At 69.3% G+C, this 26,312-nt stretch carries 28 protein-coding genes and 2 rRNA genes; 16 read left to right on the top strand and 14 right to left on the bottom strand.

All coding sequences use genetic code 11. The features are described 5' to 3' along the window. The 3 genes from AW274_RS23185 to AW274_RS23175 form a co-directional block, all read left to right on the top strand. Nucleotides 1–376, top strand: a 23S ribosomal RNA gene (locus AW274_RS23185); the annotation flags it as partial. 53 nt (nucleotides 377–429) lie between these two features. After that, nucleotides 430–546, top strand: a 5S ribosomal RNA gene (gene rrf, locus AW274_RS23180). A gap of 877 nt (nucleotides 547–1,423) precedes the next feature. After that, nucleotides 1,424–2,194 (top strand): serine hydrolase, encoded by a 771-nt coding sequence (locus AW274_RS23175; RefSeq protein ID WP_062436149.1) that lies wholly within the window; start codon nucleotides 1,424–1,426, stop codon nucleotides 2,192–2,194. On the opposite strand, the gene AW274_RS23170 is transcribed toward AW274_RS23175, so the two are convergent. From AW274_RS23170 to AW274_RS23145, 6 genes are all read right to left on the bottom strand, one after another. Continuing rightward, nucleotides 2,184–2,870, bottom strand: coding sequence for a response regulator transcription factor (locus AW274_RS23170; protein ID WP_030456421.1), 687 nt, complete (start codon nucleotides 2,868–2,870; stop codon nucleotides 2,184–2,186). The two genes, AW274_RS23175 and AW274_RS23170, sit on opposite strands and share 11 nt — an antisense overlap. Nucleotides 2,871–2,893: 23 nt before the next feature. Then, complete coding sequence (gene pstB, locus AW274_RS23165) at nucleotides 2,894–3,670, bottom strand: phosphate ABC transporter ATP-binding protein PstB (RefSeq protein ID WP_062436147.1); 777 nt, start codon at nucleotides 3,668–3,670, stop codon at nucleotides 2,894–2,896. A gap of 5 nt (nucleotides 3,671–3,675) precedes the next feature. After that, a complete protein-coding gene (gene pstA, locus AW274_RS23160) occupies nucleotides 3,676–4,563 on the bottom strand; it encodes a phosphate ABC transporter permease PstA (protein ID WP_232320264.1) in 888 nt (295 codons plus the stop codon). Continuing rightward, a complete protein-coding gene (gene pstC / locus AW274_RS23155; RefSeq protein ID WP_232320261.1) occupies nucleotides 4,560–5,525 on the bottom strand; it encodes a phosphate ABC transporter permease subunit PstC in 966 nt (321 codons plus the stop codon). The genes pstA and pstC overlap by 4 nt, the downstream gene beginning before the upstream one ends. Nucleotides 5,526–5,546: 21 nt before the next feature. Beyond that, nucleotides 5,547–6,662: a phosphate ABC transporter substrate-binding protein PstS gene (pstS, locus tag AW274_RS23150; RefSeq protein WP_062436142.1), complete on the bottom strand. Its 1,116-nt coding sequence runs from the start codon at nucleotides 6,660–6,662 to the stop codon at nucleotides 5,547–5,549. A gap of 201 nt (nucleotides 6,663–6,863) precedes the next feature. Next, nucleotides 6,864–8,120 (bottom strand): helix-turn-helix domain-containing protein, encoded by a 1,257-nt coding sequence (locus AW274_RS23145; protein ID WP_062436140.1) that lies wholly within the window; start codon nucleotides 8,118–8,120, stop codon nucleotides 6,864–6,866. A 154-nt stretch (nucleotides 8,121–8,274) separates the two neighbouring features. Here AW274_RS23145 and AW274_RS23140 point away from each other — a divergent pair, with 154 nt between their 5' ends. Beyond that, on the top strand, nucleotides 8,275–8,550 hold the full coding sequence (locus tag AW274_RS23140; protein ID WP_062436138.1) for a hypothetical protein: 276 nt from the start codon (nucleotides 8,275–8,277) through the stop codon (nucleotides 8,548–8,550). On the opposite strand, the gene hisN is transcribed toward AW274_RS23140, so the two are convergent. Then, a complete protein-coding gene (gene hisN / locus AW274_RS23135; RefSeq protein WP_083974678.1) occupies nucleotides 8,547–9,326 on the bottom strand; it encodes a histidinol-phosphatase in 780 nt (259 codons plus the stop codon). The genes AW274_RS23140 and hisN overlap by 4 nt on opposite strands. An 82-nt stretch (nucleotides 9,327–9,408) precedes the next feature. Between hisN and AW274_RS23130 the strand changes: the two genes are divergently transcribed. Then, nucleotides 9,409–9,855: a DUF4442 domain-containing protein gene (locus AW274_RS23130; protein WP_232320259.1), complete on the top strand. Its 447-nt coding sequence runs from the start codon at nucleotides 9,409–9,411 to the stop codon at nucleotides 9,853–9,855. Here AW274_RS23130 and rsgA read toward each other — a convergent pair. Continuing rightward, nucleotides 9,852–10,859 carry a ribosome small subunit-dependent GTPase A gene (gene rsgA / locus AW274_RS23125; RefSeq protein WP_062436232.1) on the bottom strand — a complete coding sequence of 336 codons (1,008 nt, stop codon included), beginning with the start codon at nucleotides 10,857–10,859 and terminating at the stop codon, nucleotides 9,852–9,854. The genes AW274_RS23130 and rsgA overlap by 4 nt on opposite strands. Next, a complete protein-coding gene (gene aroA / locus AW274_RS23120; protein ID WP_062436134.1) occupies nucleotides 10,856–12,133 on the bottom strand; it encodes a 3-phosphoshikimate 1-carboxyvinyltransferase in 1,278 nt (425 codons plus the stop codon). The genes rsgA and aroA overlap by 4 nt, the downstream gene beginning before the upstream one ends. A 32-nt stretch (nucleotides 12,134–12,165) precedes the next feature. On the opposite strand from aroA, the gene AW274_RS23115 reads away from it, so the two are divergent. Continuing rightward, the gene (locus AW274_RS23115; RefSeq protein ID WP_062436132.1) at nucleotides 12,166–12,882 is read left to right on the top strand and encodes an SOS response-associated peptidase; all 717 of its coding nucleotides are present in this window, start codon (nucleotides 12,166–12,168) and stop codon (nucleotides 12,880–12,882) included. A 136-nt stretch (nucleotides 12,883–13,018) separates the two neighbouring features. Beyond that, nucleotides 13,019–13,324 (top strand): TraR/DksA family transcriptional regulator, encoded by a 306-nt coding sequence (locus AW274_RS23110; protein ID WP_062436130.1) that lies wholly within the window; start codon nucleotides 13,019–13,021, stop codon nucleotides 13,322–13,324. On the opposite strand, the gene AW274_RS23105 is transcribed toward AW274_RS23110, so the two are convergent. Then, nucleotides 13,321–14,064 (bottom strand): methyltransferase domain-containing protein, encoded by a 744-nt coding sequence (locus AW274_RS23105; protein ID WP_062436128.1) that lies wholly within the window; start codon nucleotides 14,062–14,064, stop codon nucleotides 13,321–13,323. The genes AW274_RS23110 and AW274_RS23105 overlap by 4 nt on opposite strands. Nucleotides 14,065–14,360: 296 nt before the next feature. Between AW274_RS23105 and AW274_RS23100 the strand changes: the two genes are divergently transcribed. The 7 genes from AW274_RS23100 to AW274_RS42115 all read left to right on the top strand — a co-directional run bounded on the left by AW274_RS23100 (nucleotide 14,361) and on the right by AW274_RS42115 (nucleotide 20,470). Then, nucleotides 14,361–14,897, top strand: coding sequence for a sigma-70 family RNA polymerase sigma factor (locus AW274_RS23100; RefSeq protein WP_232320281.1), 537 nt, complete (start codon nucleotides 14,361–14,363; stop codon nucleotides 14,895–14,897). Further along, complete coding sequence (gene rsrA, locus AW274_RS23095; protein WP_062436126.1) at nucleotides 14,894–15,160, top strand: mycothiol system anti-sigma-R factor; 267 nt, start codon at nucleotides 14,894–14,896, stop codon at nucleotides 15,158–15,160. Before AW274_RS23100 ends, rsrA begins: the two co-directional genes overlap by 4 nt. Nucleotides 15,161–15,170: 10 nt before the next feature. Then, the gene (locus tag AW274_RS23090; protein ID WP_062436124.1) at nucleotides 15,171–16,079 is read left to right on the top strand and encodes an NAD-dependent epimerase/dehydratase family protein; all 909 of its coding nucleotides are present in this window, start codon (nucleotides 15,171–15,173) and stop codon (nucleotides 16,077–16,079) included. A gap of 122 nt (nucleotides 16,080–16,201) precedes the next feature. Next, nucleotides 16,202–17,545, top strand: coding sequence for an HD-GYP domain-containing protein (locus AW274_RS23085; protein ID WP_439648783.1), 1,344 nt, complete (start codon nucleotides 16,202–16,204; stop codon nucleotides 17,543–17,545). Then, complete coding sequence (locus AW274_RS23080) at nucleotides 17,542–18,807, top strand: HD-GYP domain-containing protein (protein WP_062436120.1); 1,266 nt, start codon at nucleotides 17,542–17,544, stop codon at nucleotides 18,805–18,807. Before AW274_RS23085 ends, AW274_RS23080 begins: the two co-directional genes overlap by 4 nt. Before the next feature lie 88 nt (nucleotides 18,808–18,895). After that, on the top strand, nucleotides 18,896–20,227 hold the full coding sequence (locus tag AW274_RS23075; RefSeq protein ID WP_062436118.1) for an acetyl-CoA carboxylase biotin carboxylase subunit: 1,332 nt from the start codon (nucleotides 18,896–18,898) through the stop codon (nucleotides 20,225–20,227). 33 nt (nucleotides 20,228–20,260) lie between these two features. Then, nucleotides 20,261–20,470 (top strand): biotin/lipoyl-binding carrier protein, encoded by a 210-nt coding sequence (locus tag AW274_RS42115; protein WP_232320257.1) that lies wholly within the window; start codon nucleotides 20,261–20,263, stop codon nucleotides 20,468–20,470. Here the strand turns inward: AW274_RS42115 and AW274_RS23065 are convergent. After that, nucleotides 20,460–20,843 carry a thioesterase family protein gene (locus AW274_RS23065; RefSeq protein ID WP_062436114.1) on the bottom strand — a complete coding sequence of 128 codons (384 nt, stop codon included), beginning with the start codon at nucleotides 20,841–20,843 and terminating at the stop codon, nucleotides 20,460–20,462. The genes AW274_RS42115 and AW274_RS23065 overlap by 11 nt on opposite strands. A gap of 47 nt (nucleotides 20,844–20,890) precedes the next feature. Between AW274_RS23065 and bsaP the strand changes: the two genes are divergently transcribed. Further along, nucleotides 20,891–21,073: a biotin synthase auxiliary protein BsaP gene (gene bsaP / locus AW274_RS43160; protein ID WP_083974672.1), complete on the top strand. Its 183-nt coding sequence runs from the start codon at nucleotides 20,891–20,893 to the stop codon at nucleotides 21,071–21,073. A gap of 139 nt (nucleotides 21,074–21,212) precedes the next feature. Next, the gene (locus tag AW274_RS23060) at nucleotides 21,213–22,847 is read left to right on the top strand and encodes a serine/threonine protein kinase (protein WP_062436113.1); all 1,635 of its coding nucleotides are present in this window, start codon (nucleotides 21,213–21,215) and stop codon (nucleotides 22,845–22,847) included. A gap of 38 nt (nucleotides 22,848–22,885) precedes the next feature. Here AW274_RS23060 and AW274_RS23055 read toward each other — a convergent pair whose 3' ends face one another. The 3 genes from AW274_RS23055 to bioD form a co-directional block, all read right to left on the bottom strand. Then, the gene (locus tag AW274_RS23055; RefSeq protein ID WP_062436109.1) at nucleotides 22,886–24,520 is read right to left on the bottom strand and encodes an acetolactate synthase; all 1,635 of its coding nucleotides are present in this window, start codon (nucleotides 24,518–24,520) and stop codon (nucleotides 22,886–22,888) included. 75 nt (nucleotides 24,521–24,595) lie between these two features. Continuing rightward, complete coding sequence (bioB, locus tag AW274_RS23050) at nucleotides 24,596–25,588, bottom strand: biotin synthase BioB (protein ID WP_062436107.1); 993 nt, start codon at nucleotides 25,586–25,588, stop codon at nucleotides 24,596–24,598. Further along, nucleotides 25,585–26,307: a dethiobiotin synthase gene (bioD, locus tag AW274_RS23045; protein WP_062436103.1), complete on the bottom strand. Its 723-nt coding sequence runs from the start codon at nucleotides 26,305–26,307 to the stop codon at nucleotides 25,585–25,587. Before bioD ends, bioB begins: the two co-directional genes overlap by 4 nt. Between the last annotated feature and the right edge of the window lie 5 nt (nucleotides 26,308–26,312).

Raw genomic sequence — 26,312 nt, 5'->3', positions numbered from 1 at the left:
GGGCTGGAGTAGGTCCCAAGGGTTGGGCTGTTCGCCCATTAAAGCGGTACGCGAGCTGGGTTTAGAACGTCGCGAGACAGTTCGGTCCCTATCCGCTGCGCGCGCAGGAGACTTGAGAGAGGCTGTCCCTAGTACGAGAGGACCGGGACGGACGAACCTCTGGTGTGCCAGTTGTTCTGCCAAGGGCACGGCTGGTTGGCTACGTTCGGAAGGGATAACCGCTGAAAGCATCTAAGCGGGAAGCTCGTCTTGAGATGAGGTCTCCCACCCTTTGTTGGGGTAAGGCCCCCGGTAGACGACCGGGTTGATAGGCCGGGAGTGGAAGCACAGTAATGTGTGGAGCTGACCGGTACTAATAGGCCGAGGACTTGACCATAAATGTTCGCGTCGACTATGCAACTCTCGAACCACAAGCAGGTTCGCTAGAGTTACGGCGGTTATGGCGGAGGGGAAACACCCGGTTACATTCCGAACCCGGAAGTTAAGCCCTCCAGCGCCGATGGTACTGCACCGGGGACGGTGTGGGAGAGTAGGACACCGCCGGACAATCTTTATACCGAAGGCCCCAACCGATTAGGTTGGGGCCTTCGACGTTTCAGGGGTTGTGTATTGAGCCCGGCCAGTTTGGTCGGGCTCTCGTCGTTTCTGCGGGTAGTGAGCCCGGCCGGGTGCGGCCGGGCTTTCGCCATTTCATGGGTAGTGTTTGCGGGCCTGCGCGGTGGTAGCGCGGGGTTCCACGTGGTGGTGTTCTTGGCCCGGCCATGCGGTCGGGCTTTCGCTAATTTCACTGGTGTGGATTCAGCCCGGCTACTGCGGCCGGTCTTTCGCCGTTCCCTGGGTGGCGTTCTCGGGCCTGTGCTGGTGGTGGTTCCGCGGAAGCGTATTGTCTGCCAGCTTTGCGGCCGGCCTCCGCCGGTTCGAGGGTTGTCGAATGAGCTCGGCCGGTATGGCTGGGCTTTCGTTGTTTCCGGGGTGGTGTTCGCTGGAGCCGGCGCCGGTTGGTGGCGGTCGGGCTCTCTGGGAGGTGTGTCGTGCTCGGCGTTTTCAGGGATGCAGGTGAGACTTCGCGGAGCCGCTGAGCACTGGCATCCGTAGCTGATCCAGCCGGATGGGGTGGTCACGGGAGTAGGAGTCCATCCCGTTGGCGGTGGGCTCGTCTGTGGGCCGCTGGAAAGAAGGCGCCGTTCTCATTGGTGAGGGTGATGACGGCCTCCGGGGCACTGGTTCTCTTTGGCTTTATGAGCGGAAGTCTGGGTGGCGAGGCACGTCCACGTTCGGGAGATGGGGAGCTACATTTGGGGCCACGATGTCCCCCCGTCGTGTGGTTGTCCCTCTCCTCGCAGCGCTGGCTCTGGCCGCCAGTGCCGCCTCGCATGACCTCCCGCGTGCACCCGAGAAGACCCCGGTTCCCGTTGGAGCCGTTGTGGTGAAGGCGGTGTGGGCGGAGCCTCGCGGCGTGCCGGAGAAGGAAGAGCCCGTCGTCGACAGGCGGAAGCTCACCAGAGCGGTCAGGGCGATGCTCAAGAGCCGGCCCGGTAGGACCTCCATCACCGTCGAGGATCTGCGTGACGGGAGGGTCTTCCGGTTCGGGGCCAAGGAGGTCCTTCCTACGGCCAGTGTCGCGAAGGTCGACATTCTCATGGCGCTGTTGCGGAAGGAGCGCTGGGATCGGCTGCCCAAGGTCGTCAAGAGGGACGCCGAGATCATGATCCGGTACTCCGACAACAAGGCGGCCGATCGGCTCTGGGAGCGGATCGGCCGCGAAGCCGGGCTGGCCCGCGCGAACAAGGTCTTCGGGTTGAAAACCACGACCGCGGTGCCCGGGAGGTGCGTCGACCTCTACTGCTGGGGGATCACCCGGACCACCGCTGACGATCAGGTCCGGTTGCTGAAGTATCTGCCCAGGCTGCGGGACGGCGAGGTCGTGAGGCGGCTGATGCGCGGGGTCGTACAGGACCAGAAGTGGGGGGTGAGTGCGGGGGCTTGTGCCGGGGAGCGGGTGGCGGTCAAGAACGGGTGGTTGAGGCATGTGGCCAACGACCTGTGGGCGATCACGAGCATGGGGCTCATCGGCGATCGTTACGCGGTGGCCGTGCTCACTGAGGACAATGCCACCAGTGAGGCCGGGATCGCCAAGGTCGAGAGGCTCGTCGAGAGGGTGCTCGACGGGTTTCGCGGTTGTCCTAAGGGGTGACCAGGCGGTAGCCGACCCCCCTCACGGTCTGGATGAGTTTGTCGTCTTCGTCGCCCAGCCTTGCGCGCAGGCGTTTCACGTGGACGGCGATGGTGTTGGTGGACATCGCGTCCGCGGAGTGCCAGACGTGCCGCATTATCTGCTCGCGGGTCACGGTGCGGTCGGCGTTGCGCATGAGGTAGTGCAGCAGCTCGAACTCGCGCAGCGGCAGGTGGACGACGCGGCCGCCCACCTTCACCTGGTACGCCGTGACGTCCAGGGCGACGTCGCCGATGGTCAGGACGGTGCGCTGGATGCCCTGCCGGCGGAACGCCGCGTGGACGAGCGGAAGCAGCTCGGGCACGCGGTACGGCCGGGCTACGCAGGCCGTCGCCCCGGCCGCCAGCGCCTCCATGGCCTGTTCCGCGAATCCCTCGCCGACGCCCAGCAGGACCGGTACGGCCCGTGCCAGGCGCACTGCCCGCACGAAGTCAACCGGTCCGATGATGGGCAACGACGCGCTGATGAGGACGGCGTCCGGGCGCAGTGCTCCTGCCTGGAGCAGCGCCTGGGCGCCGTCGAACACGCCGGTGACGTCGATTCCCTCGGATTCGAGTTCGTGTGTCAGGTTCTCGACCAGGGCGCTGTCGGGGTCGGCGACCAACAGCGTCGGCGCGGATCGAGTTTCCCCGTCCACCCGGTCCTCCCCAATGTGTCGGATCAGCCGAAACGCCCGGTGATGTAGTCTTCGGTCGCTTTCTGGGTCGGGCTCGTGAAGATCTTGGTGGTTTCGTCCATCTCGATCAGCTTGCCCGGCTGGCCCTGGGCGGCCAGGTTGAAGAACGCCGTCTTGTCACTCACGCGAGCGGCCTGCTGCATGTTGTGGGTGACGATGACGATGGTGAACTCCTGCTTGAGCTTGGAGATCAGGTCTTCGATCGCCAGCGTCGAGATGGGGTCGAGCGCCGAGCAGGGCTCGTCCATCAGCAGGACCTGCGGCTGGACCGCGATGGCGCGGGCGATGCACAGGCGCTGCTGCTGTCCGCCCGACAGGCCCGAACCGGGCTTGTTGAGCCGGTCCTTGACCTCGTTCCACAGGTTGGCGCCCTTGAGGGAGTCCTCGACGATGGTGTCTAGCTGCGACTTCGAGTAGCGGTGGTTGAGACGCAGGCCCGCGGCCACGTTGTCGTAGATGGACATCGTGGGGAACGGGTTGGGGCGCTGGAACACCATGCCGATCGTGCGGCGGACCGACACGGGGTCGACGTCGGAGCCGTAGAGGTCCTGCTCCTCCATGCGGATCTTGCCCTCGACGCGGGCGCCGGGGATCACCTCGTGCATGCGGTTCAGGGTGCGGAGGAAGGTCGACTTGCCACAACCGGACGGGCCGATGAAGGCCGTCACCGCGCGGGCGTCGATGGTCATGTTGATGCCTTCGATGGCCTTGTGGCTGCCGTAGTAGGCGTCGACGTCGGTGACCTCGATCTGTTTGGCCATGGCTATTACCTCTTCCTCGCGGGCGAGCGCCAGTAGGTGATCAGGCGCGCGGCCAGGTTGAGCAGCATGATGATCACGATCAGGGTGAGCGCGCCGGCCCAGGCGCGGTCGATCGCGGTGTCGTTGGGCCGGGCGGCCTGGTCGAAGACGTACAGAGGAAGACCCATCTGCGGACCGTTGAACGGGTCCTCGTTGATGGAGTCGGTGAAGAAGACCGTCAGCAGCAGCGGCGCGGTCTCGCCGGCGACACGGGCGATGGCCAGCATGACGCCGGTCACGATGCCGGTGAAGGCGGTGGGCAGCACGACCTTGACGATGGTGCGCCACTTGGAGACGCCCAGGGCGTAGGAGGCCTCGCGCAGGTCGTTGGGGACCAGCATGAGCATCTCTTCGGCCGACCGGACGACCGTCGGCAACATCAGGATCGACAGCGCCATGGCGCCGGCCCAGCCGGAGAACGGCATGCCCAGGATCAGGATCCAGAAGGCGAGGATGAACAGACCCGCGACGACCGAGGGGACACCGGTCATGATGTCGACGAAGAAGCTGATCGAGCGCTTGAGGCGGCCGTTGGTGCCGTACTCGACCAGGTAGACCGCGGTGAGCAGGCCGATCGGCACCGAGATGAGCGAGGCCAGGGCGACCTGCTCCAGGGTGCCGATGATGGCGTGGTACGCGCCGCCGCCGGCGTCCCTGGCCCCGATGTTGCGCATCGAGTGGGTCAGGAACTCCATGTCGAAGCGGGCCAGGCCGTTGGAGATGACCAGCCACAACACCGAGACGAGCGGGACGACGGCGATGGCGAACGCCAGATAGACAAGGGCCTGTACGCCCTTGTCCTTGAACCGGCGCATGCCGGAGATGCGTTGGATTTCAGGGGTGACGGCACTCACGCGGCGACCCTCGCGTATTCCTTGCGGCGGGAGATGACCCAGCGGGCGGCCATGTTCACCAGCAGGGTGATGATGAACAGCACCAGACCGGACGCGATCAGCGCGCCCCGGCCGATGTCGTTGGCCTCGCCGAAGCCGTTGGCGATGTTGGCCGCGATGCTGTTGCCGTTGGCGCTGAGGATTTCGAAGCTGATCGTGAACGTGGCCGGGAAGATCAGGGCGACCGCGATGGTCTCGCCCATGGCGCGGCCGAGGCCGAGCATCGCGGCGCTGATCACGCCGGGGCGGCCGAACGGCAGCACCGACATCCGGATCATCTCCCAGCGGGTCGCGCCGAGGGCGAGGGCCGCCTCCTCCTGGAGCTTGGGAGCCTGGAGGAAGACCTCCCGGGAGATGGCCGCGATGATCGGCAGGATCATGATCGCCAGCACGAGCGAGCCGACGAGCATCGACTTGCCGACGACCTGGTCGCCGCCGAAGATCGGGATCCAGCCGAAGTAGTCGTTCAGGAACTGCGAGGGCCCGCGCATGAACGGGACCAGGAAGATGATGCCCCACAGGCCGTACACGACCGAGGGGACCGCCGCCAGCAGGTCGATGATGTAGCCCAGGAACGAGGCCAGGCGGCGGGGGGCGTAGTGGGAGATGAAGAGCGCGACCCCGATCGCGATCGGCGTGGCGATGATCAGCGCCAGGAAGGAGCTGACGACCGTGCCGAACGCGAGCGCGCCGATGCCGAACTTCGGCTCTGAGGCGTTGGCGTTCCACGTCAGTTCGGTCAGGAACGACGCGGTGTTCGCCTGGAGTGCGGGAATGGCTCGCGCGATCAGGAACACGGCGATGGCCGCCATGATCACGAGCAGCAGGATGCCCGCACCGGTCGATGCGTAACGGAAGGGGCCGTCGCCACGGCTGCGCCGGAAGGCGGACCGGCTCAGGGGAGCCGACCCGCCTTCACGCATTTGCGTCGAGGTCGCCATTGGCTAGGCGATGGCCTCAACCGCGGCGCGGACCTTGGTCAGCAGCGACGCGGGGAGCGGAGCGTAGCCGAGGTTGGTCAGCACCTGCTGACCCTCGTCGGAGGCGGTGTAGCCGAGGAAGCCCTTGACGAGCGGCAGGTCCTGGGCCGAGAGGCCCTTCTCGCAGGTGATCTCGTAGGTCACCAGGACGATCGGGTAGGCGCCCGCGGCCGAGGTGCCGTAGTCGATCTTCATCTTGAGGTCGTTGCCGGTGCCCTCGACGGTCGCGGCCTCGACGGTCTTGCCGGCGCTCTCCGGGGTCAGCTCGACGAACTCGCCGGCGCCGTTGGCGACCTTCGACTTCTGCAGGCCGGAGTTCTCGGCGTACGAGAGCTCGACGTAGGAGATGGCGCCCTCGGTCGACTTGACCGACGCGGCGATCTGGTCGGAGCCCTTGGCGCCCTGGCCCTTGGCCTCGGCGGGCCACGCCTTGGCGGGCTCGTACGGCCACTCGGCGGTGGCGGCCAGGAACTTGGTGAAGTTGTCGCTGGTGCCCGACTCGTCCGAGCGGTGGAACGCCTGGATGTCGGTCGAGGGCAGCGTGGCGTCGGGGTTGTCAGCCTTGATCGCGGGGTCGTCCCACTTGGTGATCTGGCTGTTGAAGATGCCGCCGATGGTCTTCGGCGAAAGCTGGAGGCCGTCGACACCGGGGAGGTTGTAGACCACGGCGACCGGACCCACGACCATCGGCAGGTTGATGGCCTTGCCGGTGGCGCAACGGGCGTCGGCCTGAGCCGGCTCGTCTTCCTTCAGCGCCGAGTCGGAACCGGCGAACGCGACGGTGCCGGCGATGAACGCCTGGACGCCCGCGCCCGAGCCGCTCGGCTGGTAGTTGATGCTCACACCGGGGTTGGCGCTCTGGAACGCCTTCTTCCACTCGTCGACCGCGTTGGCCTGAGCCGAGGAGCCCGCGGCGTTGATGGTGCCGCTGAGCGCGTTGTCACCCGAGGTCGCCGCGGGAGCGGCGGCGGTGCCGCCGTCGGTGGCGGTGGAAGGGGTGGTGTTGTCGTCAGTACCACACGCGGCGAGCGACAGCACGCCGGCGATGGCGGCTACGGCGAGCCGGCCTGCATACTTCACGGCTGAATCCTCCTGATTGTTTCTTCAACAACCGGGAGGCTAGGGGCCGAAGGTGACCTGTCGGCCGGACGAAGGTGAACGAAGAATGAACGGGTCTGGTCCCCTTCGCGTAGGTCTCATCAGATAACGGGCAGGTCACAGCCGTATTGCGGCGTTAATGAAAGCCCCGCTCCTGATGCGGAGCGGGGCCGGTGGACCGATTCAGAACGTGCTGGTCGCACGCAGTCGGTCGTCGAAGTCGCGGACCAGCAGAGACGGCGGGCCCTCGTAGTCGCGGCGGAAACGCCGCACCCGGTGGAGGACCCTCTCGGACGAGTAGACGACCCCCGCCTTGAGCGCCTCACCCGCCAGGGTGAAGGCCTCGTCGACCTCCCCGGCCATCCGGCGGGCCGTGGCGATCTCGAGCATGAGCAGCGCCTGCTGCTTGGCGGCGGGGCGTACGGAGACGAGGGATTCGGCGAAGGCCGAGACCGCGTCGTGGGGGCGGCCCAGGCGGACCATCACCAGCGCGCGGTAGCCGGCCAGTTTGCCGGGGTCGAACGGGAAGACCCACGGCCATGGGGGAGAGGACGCCCGTTCGCTCTGGGCGACGGCGATCTCCGCCTCGCGCAGGCAGTTGAGCGCGGCCATCACGTCGCGTTTGCCCGCGTGGCCGAGCGCCTCGATGCACGCCAGCCAGGCTCTGGCGGTGGCCGGCGGGTTGCCGCCCATCTGCGCCCTGGCCTGCGCGACCATCGTCAGCCCGAGCAGCGGGTCGTCGTGGTCGATCTCGAACGCGGCCAGGCTGCCCAGCATGTAGGCCTCCAGCAGCGGGTGTTCGGCCCGGCGGGCCGAGTCGACCGCGAACCGGTAGAACATGCGGGCGGTGCCGATGTCCTGCATGTCGGCGTGTAACCAGGCGGCGAACCCGGCGGCCTCGCTGACGGTCGGGCAGACCTCCACCGCGAACGGCGTCTCGGCCGACCGGGCCAGGGCCCGCTTGGTGAGCTCGACGTGGGCGACGGCGCCGCGGGCGAGCTCGCGGGCGGGGGTCTCGGCCTCCAGCCGGCGCTGCGCGCCGGTGATCGCGGCGAGGGACGACGCGGTCGTCTCGTCGGCCGACCGGTAGGAGATGGTCGGCGCCACGGGCATCGCGGCCAGGAAGGCTATCTTGCTGAAGTCGCGGCGTTTCGTGGGGTCCTCACCCCCGACGTCGCCGATCCGCAGGAGGTATTGGGGGATGCCGACCTGCCGCGCGAGATCGCGGATCTGGTCGACGGTGAGCGACTGGCGCCCTCTGAGCACCTTGGACACCCAGCTCTGGGAGTAGCCGAGGAAGTCGGCGAGCTGGCCCTGCGTCCATCCGCGAGCGGATCGGACCTGATCGAGAATCGTCGCCATGTCGCACTCGGCGAGCGCGCCGGCGACCGGCGGCCGGGCCCAGAAGTCCGGCGGCAGACCGTTTCCGTCATGACCCATGACGGTAAGTTACGCCCATTCGCGACGTCACGCAGGAATTCTCCGGACGAATATCGCGATTTCTGATCCGCATGGCGTATTCCCCGGGATCGGCCCAGGTCGTGAGTATCACCGCATGGATGCCCCCACCAAGACAGTCTCACGTGGAAAGGTCATGACCACCTATCACGGCCCGCACGTGCCGAGCCATCCCGATCCGGACGCCAAGCGGCTGACCTGGCGTCCCGGGGCGCGGTGGACCGACCGCGAGCGGGTCAGGGCCCATTCGTGCTCGTGCCGCGGGGTGGTCTACGAATTCGTCGGCGCGGCGGGTCAGTACTTCATTCGGCGTACGACATTGCAGTCGCAACTCACCGAGGAGACCGAGCGCATGGTGTCCTCACGCGCCGAACAGATGTGGGCTGACCTTTTCTCCGGAAAAGTCTATTAAGAGAGCTTTTTGAGTACTTCGGTGTGCAAGAGCCCGTTCGAGCACACCATGCTCCCGCTGTCGAGGGGCGGGTTGCCGCCCACGCCGGTACACGCACCGCCGGCCTCTTCGACGATCACGGTGAGCGCGGCCATGTCCCATGGCGACAGTTCCGGTTCGGCCGAGACGTCCACCGCACCCTCGGCCACCATCATGTGGGACCAGAAGTCGCCGTAGGCCCGCGTCCGCCACACACTGCGCGTCAGATCGAGGAGGTTGTCGAGCTTGCCCTCCTTCTCCCAGCCGCCGAGGCTGGAGTAGGAGAAGGACGCGTCCTCCAGTTTGGCGACCGACGACACCCGGCACCGGGTGGCCTTGGTCAGGCTGCGGCCGGTGAACGCGCCGCCGTCGCGGGCCGCCCACCAGCGCCGGTTGAGCGCGGGCGCGGAGACGCATCCGACCACGACCTTGCCCTCTTCCATGAGCGCGATCAGGGTCGCCCACACGGGCACGCCACGCACGAAGTTCTTGGTCCCGTCGATGGGGTCGATGACCCAGGAACGCATGCCGTAGCCCGTTTTGCCGAACTCCTCGCCAATGACGGCATCGCGGGGGCGAGCCCGGCGAAGGGTGCCCCTGATCGCCTCTTCCACCGCCCGGTCGGCGTCGCTGACCGGGGTCAGGTCGGGCTTGGTCTCGACCTTCAGGTCCACGGCCTTGAAACGGCGCAACGAGATGTCGTCGGCCGCGTCGGCCATCACGTGCGCGAGTCGCAGATCATCGTTGTAAGCCGTCACGGATCACACGCTAGCGGTTTCGCCCGCATTTCCATCAGACCCGGGACCGCTCCAGATCCTACCAATGAGTAACATGCCGTCCATGACCACTTTCGACACGGGGGCTCTGTTCCTGCAGAGCGTCCCCTTCGCGCGCACCCTCGGCGTGTCTTTCGACTCCGTCGACTCCGGTACGGCTGTCGCTCGTCTCGCAGACCGTCCCGACCTGCACAACCACGTCGGCGGACCCCATGCCGGAGTGGTGTTCTCCCTGGCCGAGTCGGCCTCCGGGGCGGCCATGCTCTCGCTGTTCGGCGACACCCTCGACCGGGCGACGCCGCTGGCCACGGTGGGGCGGGTGGCGTACCGGAAACTGGCTCTTGGAGACCTGACCGCCGAGGCGGTCGTGAAGGCCGAGCGCGACGCGGTGCTCGCGGAACTCTCGGAAGGGCGGCGGCCGGAGTTCACGGTCGAGGTGACGGTACGCAATTCAGAAGGCGCGACCGTCGCCGAGGTCACCGTGGAGTGGACGCTGCGGCCCAACCGCTAGTCGTCGTCGGGCGCGCCGTCGCGGCTCGACAGCAGGCGGCGCAGTGACACCAGGCGGGCGGGGTCGCCGTGGCCCTCGGCCACGAACCGGTCGAGGGCGCAGCCGTCGCCCAGATGGGTGCAGCCCTTCGGGCAGTCGACCGCGGCCTCGTTGAAGTCGGGGAAGGCGACCAGCACGTTGTCGATCTCGACGTGGCCGAGCCCGAAGCTGCGCACGCCCGGCGTGTCGATGATCCAGCCGCCGTCGGGCAGCTCCAGCGCGACGGCGGAGGTGGAGGTGTGGCGGCCCCGGCCGGTGACCGCGTTGACGTGGGACACCGCCCGGCCCGCCGTCGGCACCAGCGCGTTGACCAGCGTCGACTTGCCCACGCCTGAATGGCCGACCAGGACGCTCACCCGGCCGGTCAGGTGGTCGCGCAGCTCCGTCAGGTCGCCGCCGCGCCGGACCGTGATGTGCTCGACGCCGAGCGGCTCGTAGAGCGAGATCAGCTCGTCAGGGGCGGCCAGGTCGGCCTTGGTCAGGCAGAGCAGCGGGTCGATGTCGGCGTCGAAGGCGGCCACCAGCAGGCGGTCGATCATGCGCGGGCGGGGCGGCGGGTCGGCCAGCGCGGTCACGATGACGAGCTGGTCGGCGTTGGCCACGACCGGGCGCTCGACCTCGTCGTAGTCTTCGGCGCTGCGCCGCAACATCGAGCGGCGCTCCTCGCGGCGCACGATCCGGGCCAGCGAGTCGGGCTTGCCCGAGGTGTCGCCGACGAGCGCGACCTCGTCGCCGACCACGATGCCCTTGCGGCCGAGCTCCCGAGCCTTCATCGCGGTGATCACGGTCGACGGGCCGGTCTCGTGGATGCCGCGCCCGGTCAGCACCGTGTAGCGGCCCCGGTCGACGGCGACGACGAACCCAGGCACCGCCGCTTCGTGGGCAGGCCGGAGCCGGGTGCGCGGCCGGGACCCCTTGCCCGGCCGGACCCTGACGTCGTCTTCGTCGTATTCACGCCGTCTCAGGACGCGTCTCCCCGCAACATCGCCGCCCACATCGCGGCGAACTCGGGCAGGGTCTTGGCGGTCGTGGCGATGTTCTCGACCTCGACGCCGGGCACGACCAGGCCGATGACCGCGCCGGCGGTCGCCATGCGGTGGTCGTCGTAGGAGTGGAAGACGCCCCCGTGGAGCTTCTTCGGGAAGATCTCCAGGCCGTCGTCGGTCTCGCGGGCGTCGCCGCCCAGGCGGTTGACCTCGGCGGCCAGCGCGGTGATGCGGTCGGTCTCGTGGCCCCGGATGTGCGCCACGCCCCGGATGCGGGTCGGCGAGTCGGCCAGCGCGGCCAGCGCCACGATCGTCGGGGTCAGCTCGGCCTCGTCGCGCAGGTCGACGTCGACGCCGTGGAGGGCCTCGCCGTGGACGGTCAGGCCCTCGGCGGTCAGCTCGACCCGGGCGCCCATGCCGGTCAGCAGCTCACGCAGCCGGTCGCCCGGCTGGGTGGTCTCGGCCGGCCAGTGGGGGACCGTCACCGAACCGCCGGCGACCATCGCGGCGGCGAAGAACGGGGCCGCGTTCGACAGGTCGGGCTCGACCGTGAAGTCGGTGGCCGCGATCGGGCCGGGCAGCACCCGCCAGACGTGCGGCTCGGAGTCGTCGACCTCGACGCCCCGGGCCCGCAGCATTTGGACGGTCATCGCGATGTGCGGCATCGACGGGACCGGCGGCCCGACGTGGCGGACCGTGACCCCCTTCGGGAACCGGGCCCCCGCCAGCATCAGCCCGGAGACGAACTGGGAGGAACCGGACGCGTCGAGGGTCACCTCGCCGCCGGTGAGCGGCCCGCGGATCGTGAAGGGAAGCCGGTCGCCGTCGACGTGGGCGCCCAGGCCGCGCAGCGCGTCGAGGATGGTGCCCATCGGCCGCTTGCGGGCGTGGGGGTCGCCGTCGAAGGAGACCTCGCCGTCGGCCAGCGCCGCGATCGGCGGCAGGAACCGCATGACGGTCCCGGCCAGGCCGCAGTCGATGTGGCCGCCGCCGGTGAGCGGGCCGGGCGTCATCTCCCAGTCGGCGGAGGACGCGCTCGTGCCGACGTTGGTCATGCCGGCGCCGAGGGTGCGCAGCCCGGCGGCCATCAGGTCGGCGTCGCGGCTGCGCAGCGCCAGCCGCACCCGCCCGGGACCGTCGGCCAGCGCCGCCAGCGGCAGCGCGCGGTTGGTCACGGACTTGGAGCCGGGCAGCGCCACGGTGGCGACCACCGGGCCGGACGCGACGGGCGCGGGCCACAAGGGAGCGGACATGCGTCCAAGCCTATCGGTGGCAGTCTGGAGGGATGTGTGGAAGATACGCGTCGGCGCGCAAGCGCCACGAGCTCCTGGAGGAGTTCGAGGTCGAGCTCGACTCGGAAGAGGAACTCGCACCTGATTACAACGTCGCCCCCACCAAGAACGTGTACGCGGTCATGAGCCGCGTCCCCCACGTCGAGGGAGCCACCCGCCCGGTCAGGCAGCTCAGGGTGGTCCGCTGGGGCCTGGTCCCGAGCTGGGCCAAGGACCCCTCGATCGGCTCCCGCATGATCAACGCCAGGATCGAGACGGTCGCCGAGAAGCCCGCCTTCCGCAAGGCGTTCGCCACCCGCCGCTGCCTGCTGCCCGCCGACGGCTACTACGAGTGGATGCCGACCGACGACAAGCGCAAGCAGCCCTTCTTCATCCATCCCGAAGACGGCGGCGTGCTGGCGATGGCCGGCCTGTACGAGTTCTGGAAGGACCCGGAAGGCGAGTGGATCTGCACCTGCACGGTGATCACCCAGGACGCCGAAGACCGCCTGGGCCACATCCACGACCGCATGCCCATGCTGATCGCCCGCGACAAGTGGGCCGAATGGCTCGACCCGGGGGTTTCGGACGCCTCCGAACTGCTGGTTCCGGCCACCTCGGCGGGGCTGGTGGCCTATCCGGTGGACCCGGCGGTGGGCAACGTACGCAACAACGGAGAGCACCTCATCGCCCCGCTGCCGGACAGCGATGACAACGATCAGCTCTTCTGAGGAAGGATTCCGATGAGCAACCGCACCGGGGTGGTGATCGTCCGCACGACGTGGCGCTGACCAGGTGTCCCCACCTCCCAAGAGCGGAATACCTCCAGTTGGAGAGGCGTCCCCCCATTCCCGGAGGTGCGGATTCGTGGAATCTGCGGCTGCGCGTATGCGCCTGGAGATGATGCTCGACGACCTGGACCGGTCCATCGGAGTCCTGACGACCACCCCGTCCGCCGAGATCACGCTCGGCGACGCCGACCGGAACCACGCCATGATCGAGGCGGCGGGCCGGCAGCGCCGGGCGGTCGTGGCGGCGCTGTCCCGGCTCGACGCCGGGACCTACGGGCGCTGCGTCGACTGCGGCGTCGCGGTTCCCGAGGGCCGGTTGGAGGCCCGGCCCGAGGCGGCCCGCTGCATCGGGTGCCAGTCGCGGCGGGAGAGACGCCGCTAGAGGGGCTTGCGCCCGCTCGCCACCAGGTGGATGCCGACCGTGTCGTCGTCGTCGGGGTGGGCCTCGAGTTCGGTTCTGACCAGCCACGACAACGATCGCTGGTCGCTGCCCAGCACGTGGTCGACCGTCGAGGGCGACAGGACGGTGCGCGGGCGTACCCACTCGACTTCCAGGCCCGCGCCGGTCAGCAGGTCGCGCAGTTGCGCGGCCGAGAAGCAGCGGGTGATGCTGCCGTCGGGCCAGGGCACCAGCATGACCTCGCCCGTCTGGCAGAGGTGGGCCCAGTAGTTCTGCTCGGCGAGGATCGCCATGCCGAGCACGAGCGAGTCGACGCAGACCAGCACCCGGCCGCCCGGCTTGAGCACCCGCGTCACGTCGGCCAGGGCCGACTCGGCCATGATCTCGACCGACAGGGCGCGTTCCTCGGCGACCACGGCGTCGACGCTGCCGTCGGCCAGGAACGCCAGGTCGTCGCTGCGCACCTTGTGGATGTGGTCGGAGGCCTCCCTGAGCCACGGCTCGGCGGCGGGACGGCGGAAGTCGAGCACCTCCACCACGCGGTGCCCGGCCCGTGCGGCCTGGGCGGGCCAGCGCCCCCGGCCGCCGGACAGGTCGAGCAGCAAGGAGGGTTTCTCCGGCAGCCAGCGGCGCAGCTGCTCGGCGACGACAGCATGGTAAAAGGTCCAGTAAGGCCCGAGATTTCCTGTGCCGTTGAGTTCATTGGCCGGAATGGGCAGCACGAGCGGCTCCTGGACGTTGACGTTCTCAGAAGGAGGGTCTGGTGGAGACGGTGTCCCTACCAGCCGGTACGTAGCTTTTTCCCCGGATAAGGCATTGCGTACCTTGTCCGGGAACAGACTCTACGCCGCCGCGGTTGACGATGGGCATGAACGCGTTGCTGGTGAGGCCGGAAACCCCGGCCTATGCCGTCCCGGTATCCTCTGATGCGATAAGCATCTATGAGGGGGTGGGTCCGGTCTCCAAGACTGCCGAGGAGACTCTGGAGCAGCGCAGTGAGCGGTTCGAGCGGGATGTAATGCCCTATATCGATCAGCTCTACTCCGCCGCGCTCCGGATGACCCGCAATCCCGCCGACGCCGAAGACCTCCTCCAGGAGACCTTCGCGAAGGCCTTCGCGTCGTTCCACCAGTTCCAGGTGGGCACCAACCTGAAGGCCTGGCTCTACCGCATCCTGACCAACACCTTCATCAACAGCTACCGCAAGAAGCAGCGCGAGCCGAAGCAGGCCGGGACCGAGGAGATCGAAGACTGGCAGCTCGCCCGCGCCGAGTCCCATACGTCGAGTGGGCTCAAGTCGGCCGAGCTCGAGGCCCTCGAACACCTCCCCGACAGCGACGTCAAGGACGCTCTCGCGGCGCTCCCCGAGGAATTCCGGATCGCGGTCTACCTGGCCGACGTCGAGGGGTTCCCCTACAAGGAGATCGCCGACATCATGGGGACCCCCATCGGAACCGTGATGTCGCGCCTCCACCGCGGCCGCAGGCAACTGCGCTCGCAGCTTGAGGACTACGCGCGCGAGCGCGGGCTTGTGCGATCGGAGGAGGGCGCATGAGCTGTGGTGACCACCACGACACCGACTGTAGTGAGGTGCTCGACCGGGTCTACAGCTTTCTCGACGGTGAACTCGACGAGGACAAGTGTGGAGACATCCGGCAGCACCTCGACGAGTGCGACCCGTGCCTGCGGGAATACGGGCTCGACAAGGTCGTGAAGCAGCTCGTGGCCAAACACTGCGGGTGTGACCCGGTGCCCGACGACCTCCGGGCCAAGATCCGGCTGCGGATCGAACAGGTACGAAGCGAACTGGTGGAATAGCCTGCTGGCCATGCGGATTCTGGTCACGGGCGGTGCGGGTTTCATCGGTTCCAACCTCGTCGATCGGCTGCTCGCCGACGGCCACGAGGTCGTCGTGGCCGACGACCTCTCATCGGGGTCCAACCGGGCCCCGCGGGCGGAGTTCCACCAGATCGACGTCCGCGACCCGGCGCTGGCCGAGGCCGCCGACGGCGCCGAGGTGATCTGCCACCTGGCCGCGCAGATCTCGGTCCGCGCCAGCGTCGCCGATCCGCTGACCGACGCGCGCGTCAACGTCGAGGGCACCCTCAACGTCCTCGAAGCGGCCCGGGTGAAGAAGGTCCGCAAGGTCGTCTTCGCGTCGTCGGTGGCGCGTTACGGCCGTCCCGAGAGCATTCCGGTGCCCGGGAACACCCCGGCGCGCCCGATGTCCCCCTACGCCGCCTCGAAGGTGAGCGCCGAGGCCTATCTGTCGGCCTACCGGGCGCTCTACGGCATCGAGTACACCACGCTGGTGCTCTCGAACGTCTTCGGGCCGCGTCAGTCGCCCGGCGGCGAAGCGGGCGTGGTGGCCATCTTCACCGACGCCCTCCTCGGCGGCCGGCCGACCGTCCTCTACGGCGACGGCTCCCAGACCCGCGACTACGTCTACGTCGACGACGTGGTCGACGCCTTCGCCCGCGCGTGCGGCTCACGGGGCGACGGCGGCACCTTCAACGTCGGCACCGGCGCGCAGACCTCCGACCGCGCGCTGCACTCCCTCATCGCGGCCGCCGCCGGGGTGCGCGACGAGCCCGAGCTCGCGCCCGCCCGGCTGGGCGACCTGCCCGCGATGGCGGTCGACCCCGCGCCCGCCTACGACGGCTTGGGCTGGCGGCCCGAACACGACCTGGCCTCCGCGCTCAAACTCACCGTGGATTGGGTCCGCAACACTCAGTGATGAGTTGATTACGGTTTGGCGACAACCCAGTGAAGTGCCTGTCCGCTGGGTAGCCTGACCCTGCACATCATGGTGGAGGCGGCGCAGGAACGCAGACGCGCCTTCTTTGAGGGATGGCCGCTTTGCGCGAAATGCCGTGGCCGGCGAAGATCTACTTCGTCCTGTGCATCGGGGCGGCCGGAATTCTGCTCCTCCGGAGCTCGCAGGCCTATGACCGGCTCGACTGGTCGTCGACGCTGGTCCTCGCGCTGCTCTTCCTCGTCTGCGAGTCGGTGCCGACCCAGCTGAGCGTGCGTCAGGCCGCGATCTCGGTCAGCTTCTCGGCGGCGCTCGCCGCGGTGGTGCTGGTCGGTCCCGAAGGCGCGGCGCTCGTCGCCGCCACGGCGGTCTTCTCCGTACGACCTGGGCTCGCCACCCACAAACGCCTGTTCAACGGGGCCCAGTTCCTCATCTCGGGCTACGCCGCCGGGTGGGTCTACACCCTGGCCGGGGGTGAGCCGGGGCTGCCTCAGCGCACCGACTTCCCCGAGATCATCCTGCCCTACGGCGCCGCGACCTTCGTGTTCGTGGCGCTCAACTTCGCGCTGACCGCGCTGATCCTGGCCCTGGCCGAGGGCGTCGGCAAACGCCAGGTGCCGGTGCCCGACGTGGCGCAGTTCCTGCTCTCCTACCTCGGGTACGCCACCTTCGGCCTCCTCATCGCGGGCCTGTGGGCCACCGTCCAGTCGATCTCGGCCGTGCTGGTCCTGCTGCCGCTGTTCGTCGCCCGCTGGGCGTTCGGGCAGTACCACGCGCAGCACCGCTCCTACGAGGCCACCATCGCCGCGCTCTGCCAGGCCGTGGAGACCAAAGACTGGTACACCCGGGGCCACTGCACCCGCGTGTCGGCCGCCTCGTCGATGATCGCCGAGGAGATCGGCATGGGCACCGAGCGGCTCCACGCCATCCGCTACGCCGGCATGCTCCACGACGTCGGCAAGCTCGGCGTGCCGACCAAGGTCCTGCAGAAAGACGGCGTGCTGACCGAAGAGGAGTTCGCCGCCATCCAGCTCCACCCCATGCGCGGGCTCGAGATCGTGCGCGGCATCGGCTTCCTCGACGAGGCGTTCGCCGGGATCATGCACCACCACGAGAGATACGACGGCCGGGGTTATCCGATGGGCCTGGCCGGGGCGGAGATCCCCGAGTTCGCCCGGATCATCTGCGTCGCCGACGCCTTCGACTCGATGACCTCCGACCGGTCCTACCGCAAGGCCAAACCGCAGGAGGAGGCGGTGGCCGAGCTGCGCAAGTGGTCGGGCACCCAGTTCGACCCGATCATCGTGGGGGCGTTCATCCGGGCGCTCGACCGCGACGGCTGGAACCCGCCCGCGAGCGTGCCCGCGCCCAGCGGCATGCCGGTGGTCACCGCCGCCAAAGACCACGACGACCCGACCACGCCGATCCAGGTGGTGTCCGACCGATGACGAGCGAGACCCGGGGCATCCAGGGCCTCGACTCGGGGCAACTGCTGCTGATCTGCGCCGGGGGCATGCTCGCGGTCGCCGGTATCTCCCACACGGCCGCCGTCGGGCTGGTCGACTCCCAGGTGGCGATCGGGTTCGGCGCGCTCATCACCTGCGGCGAGCTGGCCCGGCTGACGATGCCGGGCAACCGCGAGGTGGCGCCGATCAGCACCGCCGCCGCGTTCGGCTACGCGCTGCTGCTCTACGTCGGCGGCGAGCAGGCGGCCCACTCTGCGCTGCAGGTCGTCGCCGTCATGGCCGTCGGCATGATCGCCGGCGGGCTGCCGCACCTGGCCGTCGGGCGCGCGCCCCGGCTCGACGCGCTGGCCCGGCGGCTCATCTGCGGTTCGCTGCTGGCCTTCGCGTTCCGGCCGTTCGCCGACGCGCTGCGTCCGGAGCCGGGCGGGGCGTGGTGGGTGGCGCTGCTGGTGATGGTGCTGCTCATCGCGGTGGCGCTCGCCGTCGACGTCGTCGTGGCCGGGCTGCTGCGGGCCGAACAGGTCCGCACTGCGTTCTCGGTCGCCGTACGCGACGAGGCGCGCATGGCCGCGCCTCTCGGCGCCGCCGTGGCGGCCAGCGGCATCCTGCTCGCGCTCGCCCTGCACAGCATGGAGCTGACCGCGCTGCTGGCCTTCGCCGCGCCGCTGCTCGTCACCCAGGTCGCCTTCCGCAAGTACGCCGGCATCCGGGCGACGTACCTGCAGACCATCAGGGCGCTCGCACGGGTCACCGAGGTCGGCGGCTACGTCGAGCCGGGGCACTCGCGCCGGGTCAGCCGCCTCGCCGTGGCCATCGGCCGCGACCTCGGCATGGCCGAACCCGAACTGCTCGAACTCGAGTACGCCGCCCTCATGCACGACATCGGACAACTGAGCCTGACCGACCCCATCCCCGGCGGCGCGACCGTGCTGACCGACCCCGAGCAGGCCCGCCGCATCGCCGAACTCGGCGCCGAGGTCATCCGCAAGACCGGTGTGCTCAACCAGGTCGCCGACATCGTGCGCCGCCAGTGCGACCCGCTCGAAGAACGTCCGCCGCTGGCCAGCCGCATCATCAGGGCCGCCAACGCCTACGACGACCTGGTGAGCGGATCCACCAACCGCGACCGCGCGGCCGCCGCGCTCGAACGCATGCGGCTCGACGGCGGAACCCAGTACGACCCCGGCGTCGTCGAGGCGATGGCCACCGTCATCGACCGGCTCGTCCCGGTCAACAGACTGTGACAATTGTGGGCTTCCTACAGTTTGAGGCGTAACGATCAGTGCTCAAGAGTGCACGGCGCGGGATCTTCCGGGCCGTAAGGTTGGCTGCGTGTTCGAGTCAGTCTTGGTCGCCAATCGCGGCGAAATCGCTCGCAGGATCATCCGGACCCTCAACGAGATGGGGATCAGGTCGATCGCCGTCCACTCCGAGGCCGACGCCGACCTGCCCTTCGTTCGTGAGGCCGTCGAGTCGGTGAACATCGGCCCGGCCAATCCGGCGCAGAGTTACCTCGACCAGGCCCAGGTCCTGGCCGCCGCCCGCGCCACCGGCGCGCAGGCGATCCACCCCGGCTACGGCTTCTTCTCCGAGAACGCCGAGTTCGCCCGCGCCGTCATGGCCGCCGGGCTCACGTGGATCGGCCCCTCGCCCGAGGCCATCGTCCAGATGGGCGACAAGATCAACGCGCGGAACCTCATGGAGGCCGCCGGCGTGCCGGTCGCCGCGGGCACCCGCGAACCGGTCACCACGATCGAGGAGGCCACCAAGGCCGCCGCGAAGATCGGCTACCCGGTCATGGTGAAGACCGCCGGGGGCGGCGGCGGCATCGGCATGGGCGTCGCCCACGACGAAGACAGCCTCGCCAAGGCCTTCGAGCAGGCGTCCCGTGCGGCGGCCCGCTTCGGCGGCACCCCCGCGATCCTGCTCGAGCGCTACATCGAGCGGGCCCGCCACGTCGAGGTGCAGATCCTCGGCCTCAACGACGGCCGGGTGCTGGCCCTGGGCGAGCGCGACTGCTCGGTGCAGCGCCGCCACCAGAAGGTCGTCGAGGAGTCGCCGTCGCCGGGCATCACCCCCGAGCTGCGTGAGCGCATGCTCGCGGCGGCGGCCCGCGCGGGCGCGGCGGTCGCCTACCGGGGCGCCGGCACCGTCGAGTGCCTCGTCGACGCCGACGCGCAGGACTTCGTGTTCCTCGAGATGAACACCCGCCTGCAGGTCGAGCACCCGGTCACCGAGCTCGTCACCGGCGTCGACCTCGTCGCCGCCCAGCTGCGCATCGCCGCCGGCGAGGACGTCGATCTCGACGTCACCCCGCGCGGCCACGCCATCGAGTTCCGCGTGTACGCCGAAGACCCCAAGCGCTTCCTGCCCGGCCCCGGCCACGTCACCGCGTGGACCGAACCCTCGGGCGAAGGTGTGCGCGTCGACTCCGGCTACGAGGCCGGCAACACCGTCACCCCCTTCTACGACCCGCTGATGGCCAAGCTCTGCGTCTACGGCGCCACCCGCGCCGAGGCGATCGAGCGCGCCAAGGCCGCCGTCGCGGGCTTCACGATCTCCGGGCCCAAGCACAACCTGCCGTTCTGCGCCGAACTCCTCGACCACCCCGAGTTCGTCAGCGGCGACTATGACACCGGCCTGGTGTCCCGCATGAGATCGTGATCCGGAACGACAGAGGTTCGATGGGAGACAGTGGTGGCTGAGGTACGCGCGGAGATGGTGGCGAACGTCTGGAAGGTCGTCGTCACCGAAGGTGAGACGGTGTCCGACGGAGACACCCTGGTGATCCTGGAGTCCATGAAGATGGAGATCCCGGTCATCGCCGAAGACGACGGCGTGGTCGCCATCAAGGTCTCCGAAGGCGACGTCGTCCAGGAAGGCGACCTGATCGCCGTCATCGAGTAGCGCGCGAGAGGAACTTCTCGCGGTCGACCACGACCCGCTCGATCACGCCGGTGGCGACGACCGAGCCGTCGAGGTGGGCCGCGGTGAAGGCGAAGACCAGGCGGCGCCCCTCGACCTCGACCAGCTCGGCCGAGATCTCGACGTGGGCGCCCAGCCCGCTCGCCGCGAGGTGCTGGAGCTCGACCCGCACGCCGACCGAGGTCTGCTCGGGCGTCAGCTGCCCGCCGATCGCCTCGCAGGTCAGGCCCTCGGCGAGCGCCAGCAGCCTCGGCGTGCCCAGCACGGGCACGTCGCCGCTGCCGAGCCTCTCCGCGGTGTCGCTCTTCTCCACCATGATCAATCGGTTGGCCCGCAGTCCGGGCGTCAGCGCCATGGTGGGATGCTAGTAGCTCGACCCTCCAACCGATCGAAAGGTGTGACGTGGACCTTTACTGCGACCACTGCGGGGGCCTTTCGGACGACGGCGACCACGGGGGCTGCCAGGGCGCCCGTGAGATGGAACCGCCGCGCTACTGCGCCAAGTGCCGCCGCCGGATGACCGTTCAGGTGACGCCGACGGGCTGGTCGGCGCGCTGTTCGCAACACGGGCTCACCGCAGCCTGAACGGAGCCTGAACCAAACCTGTGTTCTGACCGTTATGGTGAGGGATTCCTGGGAGATCTGGGCTTACCGGCCGATTTTGCCGGTGCCCGCTAGACTTCCCGCACGACAGTGGTCAGTGACATAGGGGGTATCCGGGGGCATGGTTGCCCAAGGGACGACGCTGGCCGGGCGCTACCGATTGGACCAGCGCATCGGCGCTGGCGGAATGGGCGAGGTCTGGCGCGGGGAAGACACCGTCCTCGCGCGCACGGTCGCCGTCAAGGTGCTGCTCCCGGGTCGTCTCGACGACCCCGGCTTCGGGGCGCGCTTCCAGGGTGAGGCGCGCGCCATGGCGCTCATCAACCACCCCGGCGTGGTCGACGTCTACGACTACGGGGTGACCGACGTCCCGGGTGACGGGCCGACCGCCTACCTGGTGATGAAGTTCGTCGACGGCGAGCCGCTCGACCGGCTGCTGCTGCGGATAGGGCGCATCCGTCCCGAAGCGGTCATGGAGCTCATCGGGCAGGCCGCGGCGGCGATCCAGGCCGTCCACGACCGGGGCATCGTGCACCGCGACGTGAAGCCGGGCAATTTGCTCGTGCAGGCCGACGGCACCCTCGTCCTCACCGACTTCGGCATCGCCCGTTCCGACGCCGCGAGCCGGCTGACCGACGCCGGCATGGTGCTCGGCACCGCCGCCTACTGCGCGCCCGAGCAGGCCGAGGGCGAGCCGGTGACCCCGGCCGTCGACATCTACGCGCTCGGCGTGGTCGCCTACGAGTGCCTGGCCGGGCGGCGCCCCTTCGACGGCGACACCCCGGTCACGATCGCGCTCAAGCACATCCGCGAGCAGCCGCCGCCGCTGCCGGCCGACATCCCGCCGCACATCCGCCACTTCGTGGAACGCGCTCTGCTGAAGTCGCCGGCCGAACGCTGGCCGACGGCCATGGCGATGAGCCAGGCGGCCCGGCAGGCCGCCAACCCCGGCGCGTCGCTGACCCAGCCCAACCCGGCCCAGGCGACGTCGGGCGTGTTCCCGAAGACGGGCGACTGGTACGAGCCTCCGGCGACCGGCGCCTACGCCGCGACGGGCAACTACCCGGCGACCGGCAGCTTCCGCACGACCGCCGTCACGCCCGAGACGACCCCGGCGGGGCCGGGCGGCCGGCGCAAGCAGAGCAACAAGGGCAAGCGCGGCCTGACGATCGTCGCCATCGTCGCGGGGGTGTTCGCGTCGGTCGGCATCGGCTGGGCGGGCGTGAACATCATCAACGGCCCCGGCACCGATCCGGGTTCTGCTGTTTCGCCCGGCAAGACGAACCTCGCCGCGGAGGAGCCGACCCCTTCTGCGAGCCCGTCGAGAATACGCACCAGCAAGCCGCCGAAGCCGTCGGTCACCGCCAAGCCGTCGCTGACCGAGGAGCCGTCGGAGGAGCCCTCCGAAGAGCCCTCGCCCACTCCTTCGCCGAGCCCCTCGCCCAAGCCGTCGAAGACGCCGCCGAAGCCGTCGCCGACTCCGACCAAGGAGATGCGGACCGTCCCGCTGCTCTGGAAGATGTCGGCAGACGCCGCCGAGTCGGCGCTGCTCAAGAACGGTTTCCAGGGCTCGTTCCAGACCAAGGGCGACACCGGTCTGGGCTGCACCGAGGTCTACTCGCAGAACCCGAAGGGCTCGACGCAGGCGGCCGAAGGCTCGACGATCACCGTCTACGTGCGGCGGATCGCCTGCCCGGCGCCCTCGCCGTCGCCGTCTCCCTCGGCGGCCTCGACGGGCACCGGCACCACTCCGTAGCAGGGTGGCGGTGACGGCTCGCCGTCACCGCCACGTCGTCAGACGCCCGTCGTGTTGCGCGGGTAGGCGATCTCGGGGTCGGTCGCGATGTTCACCATGTAGGGCACGCCCGAGTCGAACGCGCGCTGCAGGGCCGGCCCGATCTCGGAGGGCTTGGTGACGAGTTCGCCGCCCCCGCCGAGCGCGGTCACGACCTGGTCGTAACGGCACTGGGGCTGGAGGTCGGCGGCGACGTCGTAGCCGTACAACATCTGCATGGGGTGTTTCTCCAGGCCCCACATGCCGTTGTTGCCGCAGATCATGACGACCGGCAGCTTGTGGCGGACCAGCGTGTCGACGTCCATCAGCGAGAAGCCGGCGGCGCCGTCGCCGAGCAGGAGCACGACCTGCGACGACGGGCGGGCCAGGCGGGCGGCGATGGAGTAGCCGAGGCCGGTGCCCAGGCAGCCGTAGGGGCCGGGGTCGAGCCAGTGGCCGGGGCGCTTGGGCTCGACGTACTTGCCGGCGTAGGAGACGAAGTCGCCGCCGTCGCCGATGACGACCGCGTCGTCGGCCAGCTGGCGGTTGAGCTCGCCGTAGATGCGCATCGGGTGGATCGGGTCGCTGTCGGAGGCGAGCAGTTCGGCGTCTTCGGCGATGGCCGCCTTGGCCGCCTCGGCGAGCTTGGTCGTCCATTCGTCGCGGGGTTTCACGCTCGCGGTGCGGCACGCCGCCGCCAGCCCCCAGAACACCAGCGACAGGTCGCCCGCGGCCGAACCGGCGAGGCCGGTGTGGGTGGCCAGCTGGGAGGGCGCGTCGGCCAGGTGGACGACCCGCGCGAGCGGCGCCCCCTGCTTGCCGCCGAACCAGCCGTAGTTGAGCCGGAAGTCGAGCGGGGTGCCCGCCACGATGACCAGGTCGGCCTGCGAGAACGCCAGCCCGCGGGCGCGGGTGACCAGCAGCTCGTGGCCCGAGGGCAGGATGCCGCGCCCCTGGCCGTTGGGCACCACCGGGAGGCGGAACTCCTCGGCGAAGTCGCGCACGGCCTCTTCGGCGCGGTCCATCCACACGTCGGAGCCGACGACCAGCATCGGCCGCTCGGCCTCGGCGATCAACGCGGCGATGGCGGCCAGATGGTCGGTGTCGGGTTCGAGCGGCGAGGGCGCGAGCGTCTCGGTCTCGACCGAGGGGGAGGGCGCGAACAGGTGGTCCATGTAGAAGTCGAGGAACACCGGGCCGCGATGGGGGGCGAGCGCGGTACGGAAGGCCATCTCGACGTCCTGGCCGATCGAGTCGGCGCCGGAACCGGTGAAGGCCAGCTTGGTGATGGAGTCGAACAGGGGCGGGTGGTCCATCTCCTGGAGCGCGCCCGAACCCCAGCGCGACTGCGGGGCCCGGCCGCCGAGGATCACGACCGGGCTGCCGTTGAAGTGGGCCGTCGCCACGCCGGAGACGCCGTTGGTGATGCCGGGCCCGGCCGTGAGCACCGCCAGGCCCGGTTTGCGAGTGAGCCGCGCCGTCGCCTCGGCGGCGAAAACGGCGCTCTGCTCATGACGTACGTCGAGGATGCGCAGATCTTCGTGGACGGCGCCGTCGTAGAGGGGGAAGACGTGGCCACCGGACAGGGTGAACATCGTGTCGACGCCGTATGCCTTGGAGACGCCGACAGCGACGTCGCCCGCGTGCTTGCTCATTCGTGAAACCTACCAGTCGGTTAACTAGTGGGACCTACGAGCTGCCCTGGCCGCGGGCGAACGAACCCTCCTGGTCTAGAGCGTCTGGGACAGGGCCTTGATCGGCATCTTCAGGTCGGTCAGCAGAGCCAGATCTTCGGCTGGGGGGCGGCCGAGGGTGGTCAGGTAGTTGCCCACGATGATCGCGTTGATGCCACCCATCATGCCCGCACGAGTGCCCAGGTCGCCAAGGGTCAGTTCACGTCCGCCGGCGTACCGGAGGATGGTTCGCGGTAGTGCGAGGCGGAAGGTCGCGATTGTCTTCAGGGCCTCGGCGCCCTCGACGACCGGGTAGTCGGCGAACGGGGTGCCGGGACGGGGGTTGAGGAAGTTGAGCGGCACCTCGTCGGGCTGGAGCTCGCCGAGCTGGGCGGCGAACTCGGCCCGCTGCTCGATCGTCTCGCCCATGCCGATGAGGCCGCCGCAGCACAACTCCATGCCGGCCTCGCGCACCATCAGGCAGGTGTCCCAGCGCTCCTCCCACGTGTGGGTGGTGACCACGTTGCCGAAGTGGGACCTACAGGTCTCGAGGTTGTGGTTGTAGCGGTGCACGCCCATCTCGGCCAGCTCGTCGACCTGGGCCTGCGTCAGCATGCCCAGCGAGCACGCCACGTTGATGTCGACGGCCTCCTTGATGGCCTTGACGCCCTCGCGGACCTGGTCCATCAGGCGCTTGTCGGGCCCGCGCACGGCCGCGACGATGCAGAACTCGGTGGCCCCGGTCTGGGCGGTCTCGACGGCGGCCTTCACCAGCTCGTCGATGTCCAGCCACACGGAACGCACGGGGGAGGTGAACTGCCCCGACTGGGAGCAGAAGTGGCAGTCCTCCGGGCAGCCGCCGGTCTTCAGGGAGATGATCCCCTCGACCTCGACCTCCGGGCCGCACCACTTCATCCGCACCTCGTGGGCGAGGGCGAGGAGGTCGGGCAGGCTCTCGTCGGGCAGGTTCAGGCATTCGAGCGCCTGCTCCCGCGTCAAGCCCCTGCCCTCGTCGAGCACCTGCGTTCTGGCGATCTCCAGGATGGTCATTGGGAAATCCTAAGGGCGGTCCGGAAGGCCGACGGGTCGAACGCGCCGCCCAGCGGCGCCCCCAGCGAGGCGCGTGCGAGCTTCGTGAAAGCGGGCCGCGACAGGCCCGAGCAGTTCTCCGGTACGGCTCCCGCCAGCGGCCTGGCCGCCAGCATCTCGAGGTCGGCCACGTTGCACCGTTCGGCCAGGCCGGGCTCCGCCGGCCACGACCCGATGACCACGCCGGCGAGGTCGAGCCCGTGGTTGGCCATCGCCTCCAGCGTCAGCGCCGTGTGGTTGAGGGTGCCCAGCCCCGCCCGTGCCACGACCAGCACCTGCGCCTTCAGCGTGTGGGCCAGGTCGGCCAGGGTGGCGCCTTCTTCGTCGAACCTGACCAGCAGGCCGCCCGCGCCCTCGACCACGACGAGCCGGTGCGACTCGGCGAGTTCGGTGATGCGCTTGGCCGTCTCGGCCAGGTCGAGGGCGGGCAGGCCCGACGTCCGCGCGGCGGCGGCCGGGCTCAGCGGGTCGGGGTAGCGGGCGAACTCGAAGGTGTTCGTCGCGCCCGAGAGCCGGATCACCTCGTCGAGGTCGCCCGGCTCCGTCTTCCCGACACCGGTCTGGGCCGGTTTGACCACCGCCACGGGGCCGCCCCGCTCGATCGCCAGGGCCGTGACGGCGGCCGTGACCACGGTCTTCCCGACACCGGTGTCGGTGCCGGTCACCACAAGAACGCTCATCCGGC

Origin of the sequence: Herbidospora daliensis, from assembly GCF_001570585.1 — a bacterium.
Classification (GTDB): domain Bacteria; phylum Actinomycetota; class Actinomycetes; order Streptosporangiales; family Streptosporangiaceae; genus Herbidospora; species Herbidospora daliensis.
This window is presented reverse-complemented; position numbering and strand designations above follow the sequence as displayed.

Bases quoted from the DNA above. Each gene is read 5' to 3' on its own strand.
- AW274_RS23060 (WP_062436113.1), top strand. From the start codon at position 21,213: ATGGTTGCCCAAGGGACGACGCTGGCCGGGCGCTACCGATTGGACCAG.
- AW274_RS23055 (WP_062436109.1), bottom strand. From the start codon at position 24,520: ATGAGCAAGCACGCGGGCGACGTCGCTGTCGGCGTCTCCAAGGCATAC.
- pstC (WP_232320261.1), bottom strand. From the start codon at position 5,525: ATGCGTGAAGGCGGGTCGGCTCCCCTGAGCCGGTCCGCCTTCCGGCGC.
- bioB (WP_062436107.1), bottom strand. From the start codon at position 25,588: ATGACCATCCTGGAGATCGCCAGAACGCAGGTGCTCGACGAGGGCAGG.
- AW274_RS23090 (WP_062436124.1), top strand. From the start codon at position 15,171: ATGCGGATTCTGGTCACGGGCGGTGCGGGTTTCATCGGTTCCAACCTC.
- aroA (WP_062436134.1), bottom strand. From the start codon at position 12,133: ATGTCCGCTCCCTTGTGGCCCGCGCCCGTCGCGTCCGGCCCGGTGGTC.
- pstB (WP_062436147.1), bottom strand. From the start codon at position 3,670: ATGGCCAAACAGATCGAGGTCACCGACGTCGACGCCTACTACGGCAGC.
- AW274_RS23080 (WP_062436120.1), top strand. From the start codon at position 17,542: ATGACGAGCGAGACCCGGGGCATCCAGGGCCTCGACTCGGGGCAACTG.
- AW274_RS23065 (WP_062436114.1), bottom strand. From the start codon at position 20,843: ATGGCGCTGACGCCCGGACTGCGGGCCAACCGATTGATCATGGTGGAG.
- AW274_RS23140 (WP_062436138.1), top strand. From the start codon at position 8,275: ATGACCACCTATCACGGCCCGCACGTGCCGAGCCATCCCGATCCGGAC.
- rsrA (WP_062436126.1), top strand. From the start codon at position 14,894: ATGAGCTGTGGTGACCACCACGACACCGACTGTAGTGAGGTGCTCGAC.
- AW274_RS23100 (WP_232320281.1), top strand. From the start codon at position 14,361: ATGCCCTATATCGATCAGCTCTACTCCGCCGCGCTCCGGATGACCCGC.
- AW274_RS23115 (WP_062436132.1), top strand. From the start codon at position 12,166: ATGTGTGGAAGATACGCGTCGGCGCGCAAGCGCCACGAGCTCCTGGAG.
- bioD (WP_062436103.1), bottom strand. From the start codon at position 26,307: ATGAGCGTTCTTGTGGTGACCGGCACCGACACCGGTGTCGGGAAGACC.
- AW274_RS23130 (WP_232320259.1), top strand. From the start codon at position 9,409: ATGACCACTTTCGACACGGGGGCTCTGTTCCTGCAGAGCGTCCCCTTC.
- AW274_RS23145 (WP_062436140.1), bottom strand. From the start codon at position 8,120: ATGGGTCATGACGGAAACGGTCTGCCGCCGGACTTCTGGGCCCGGCCG.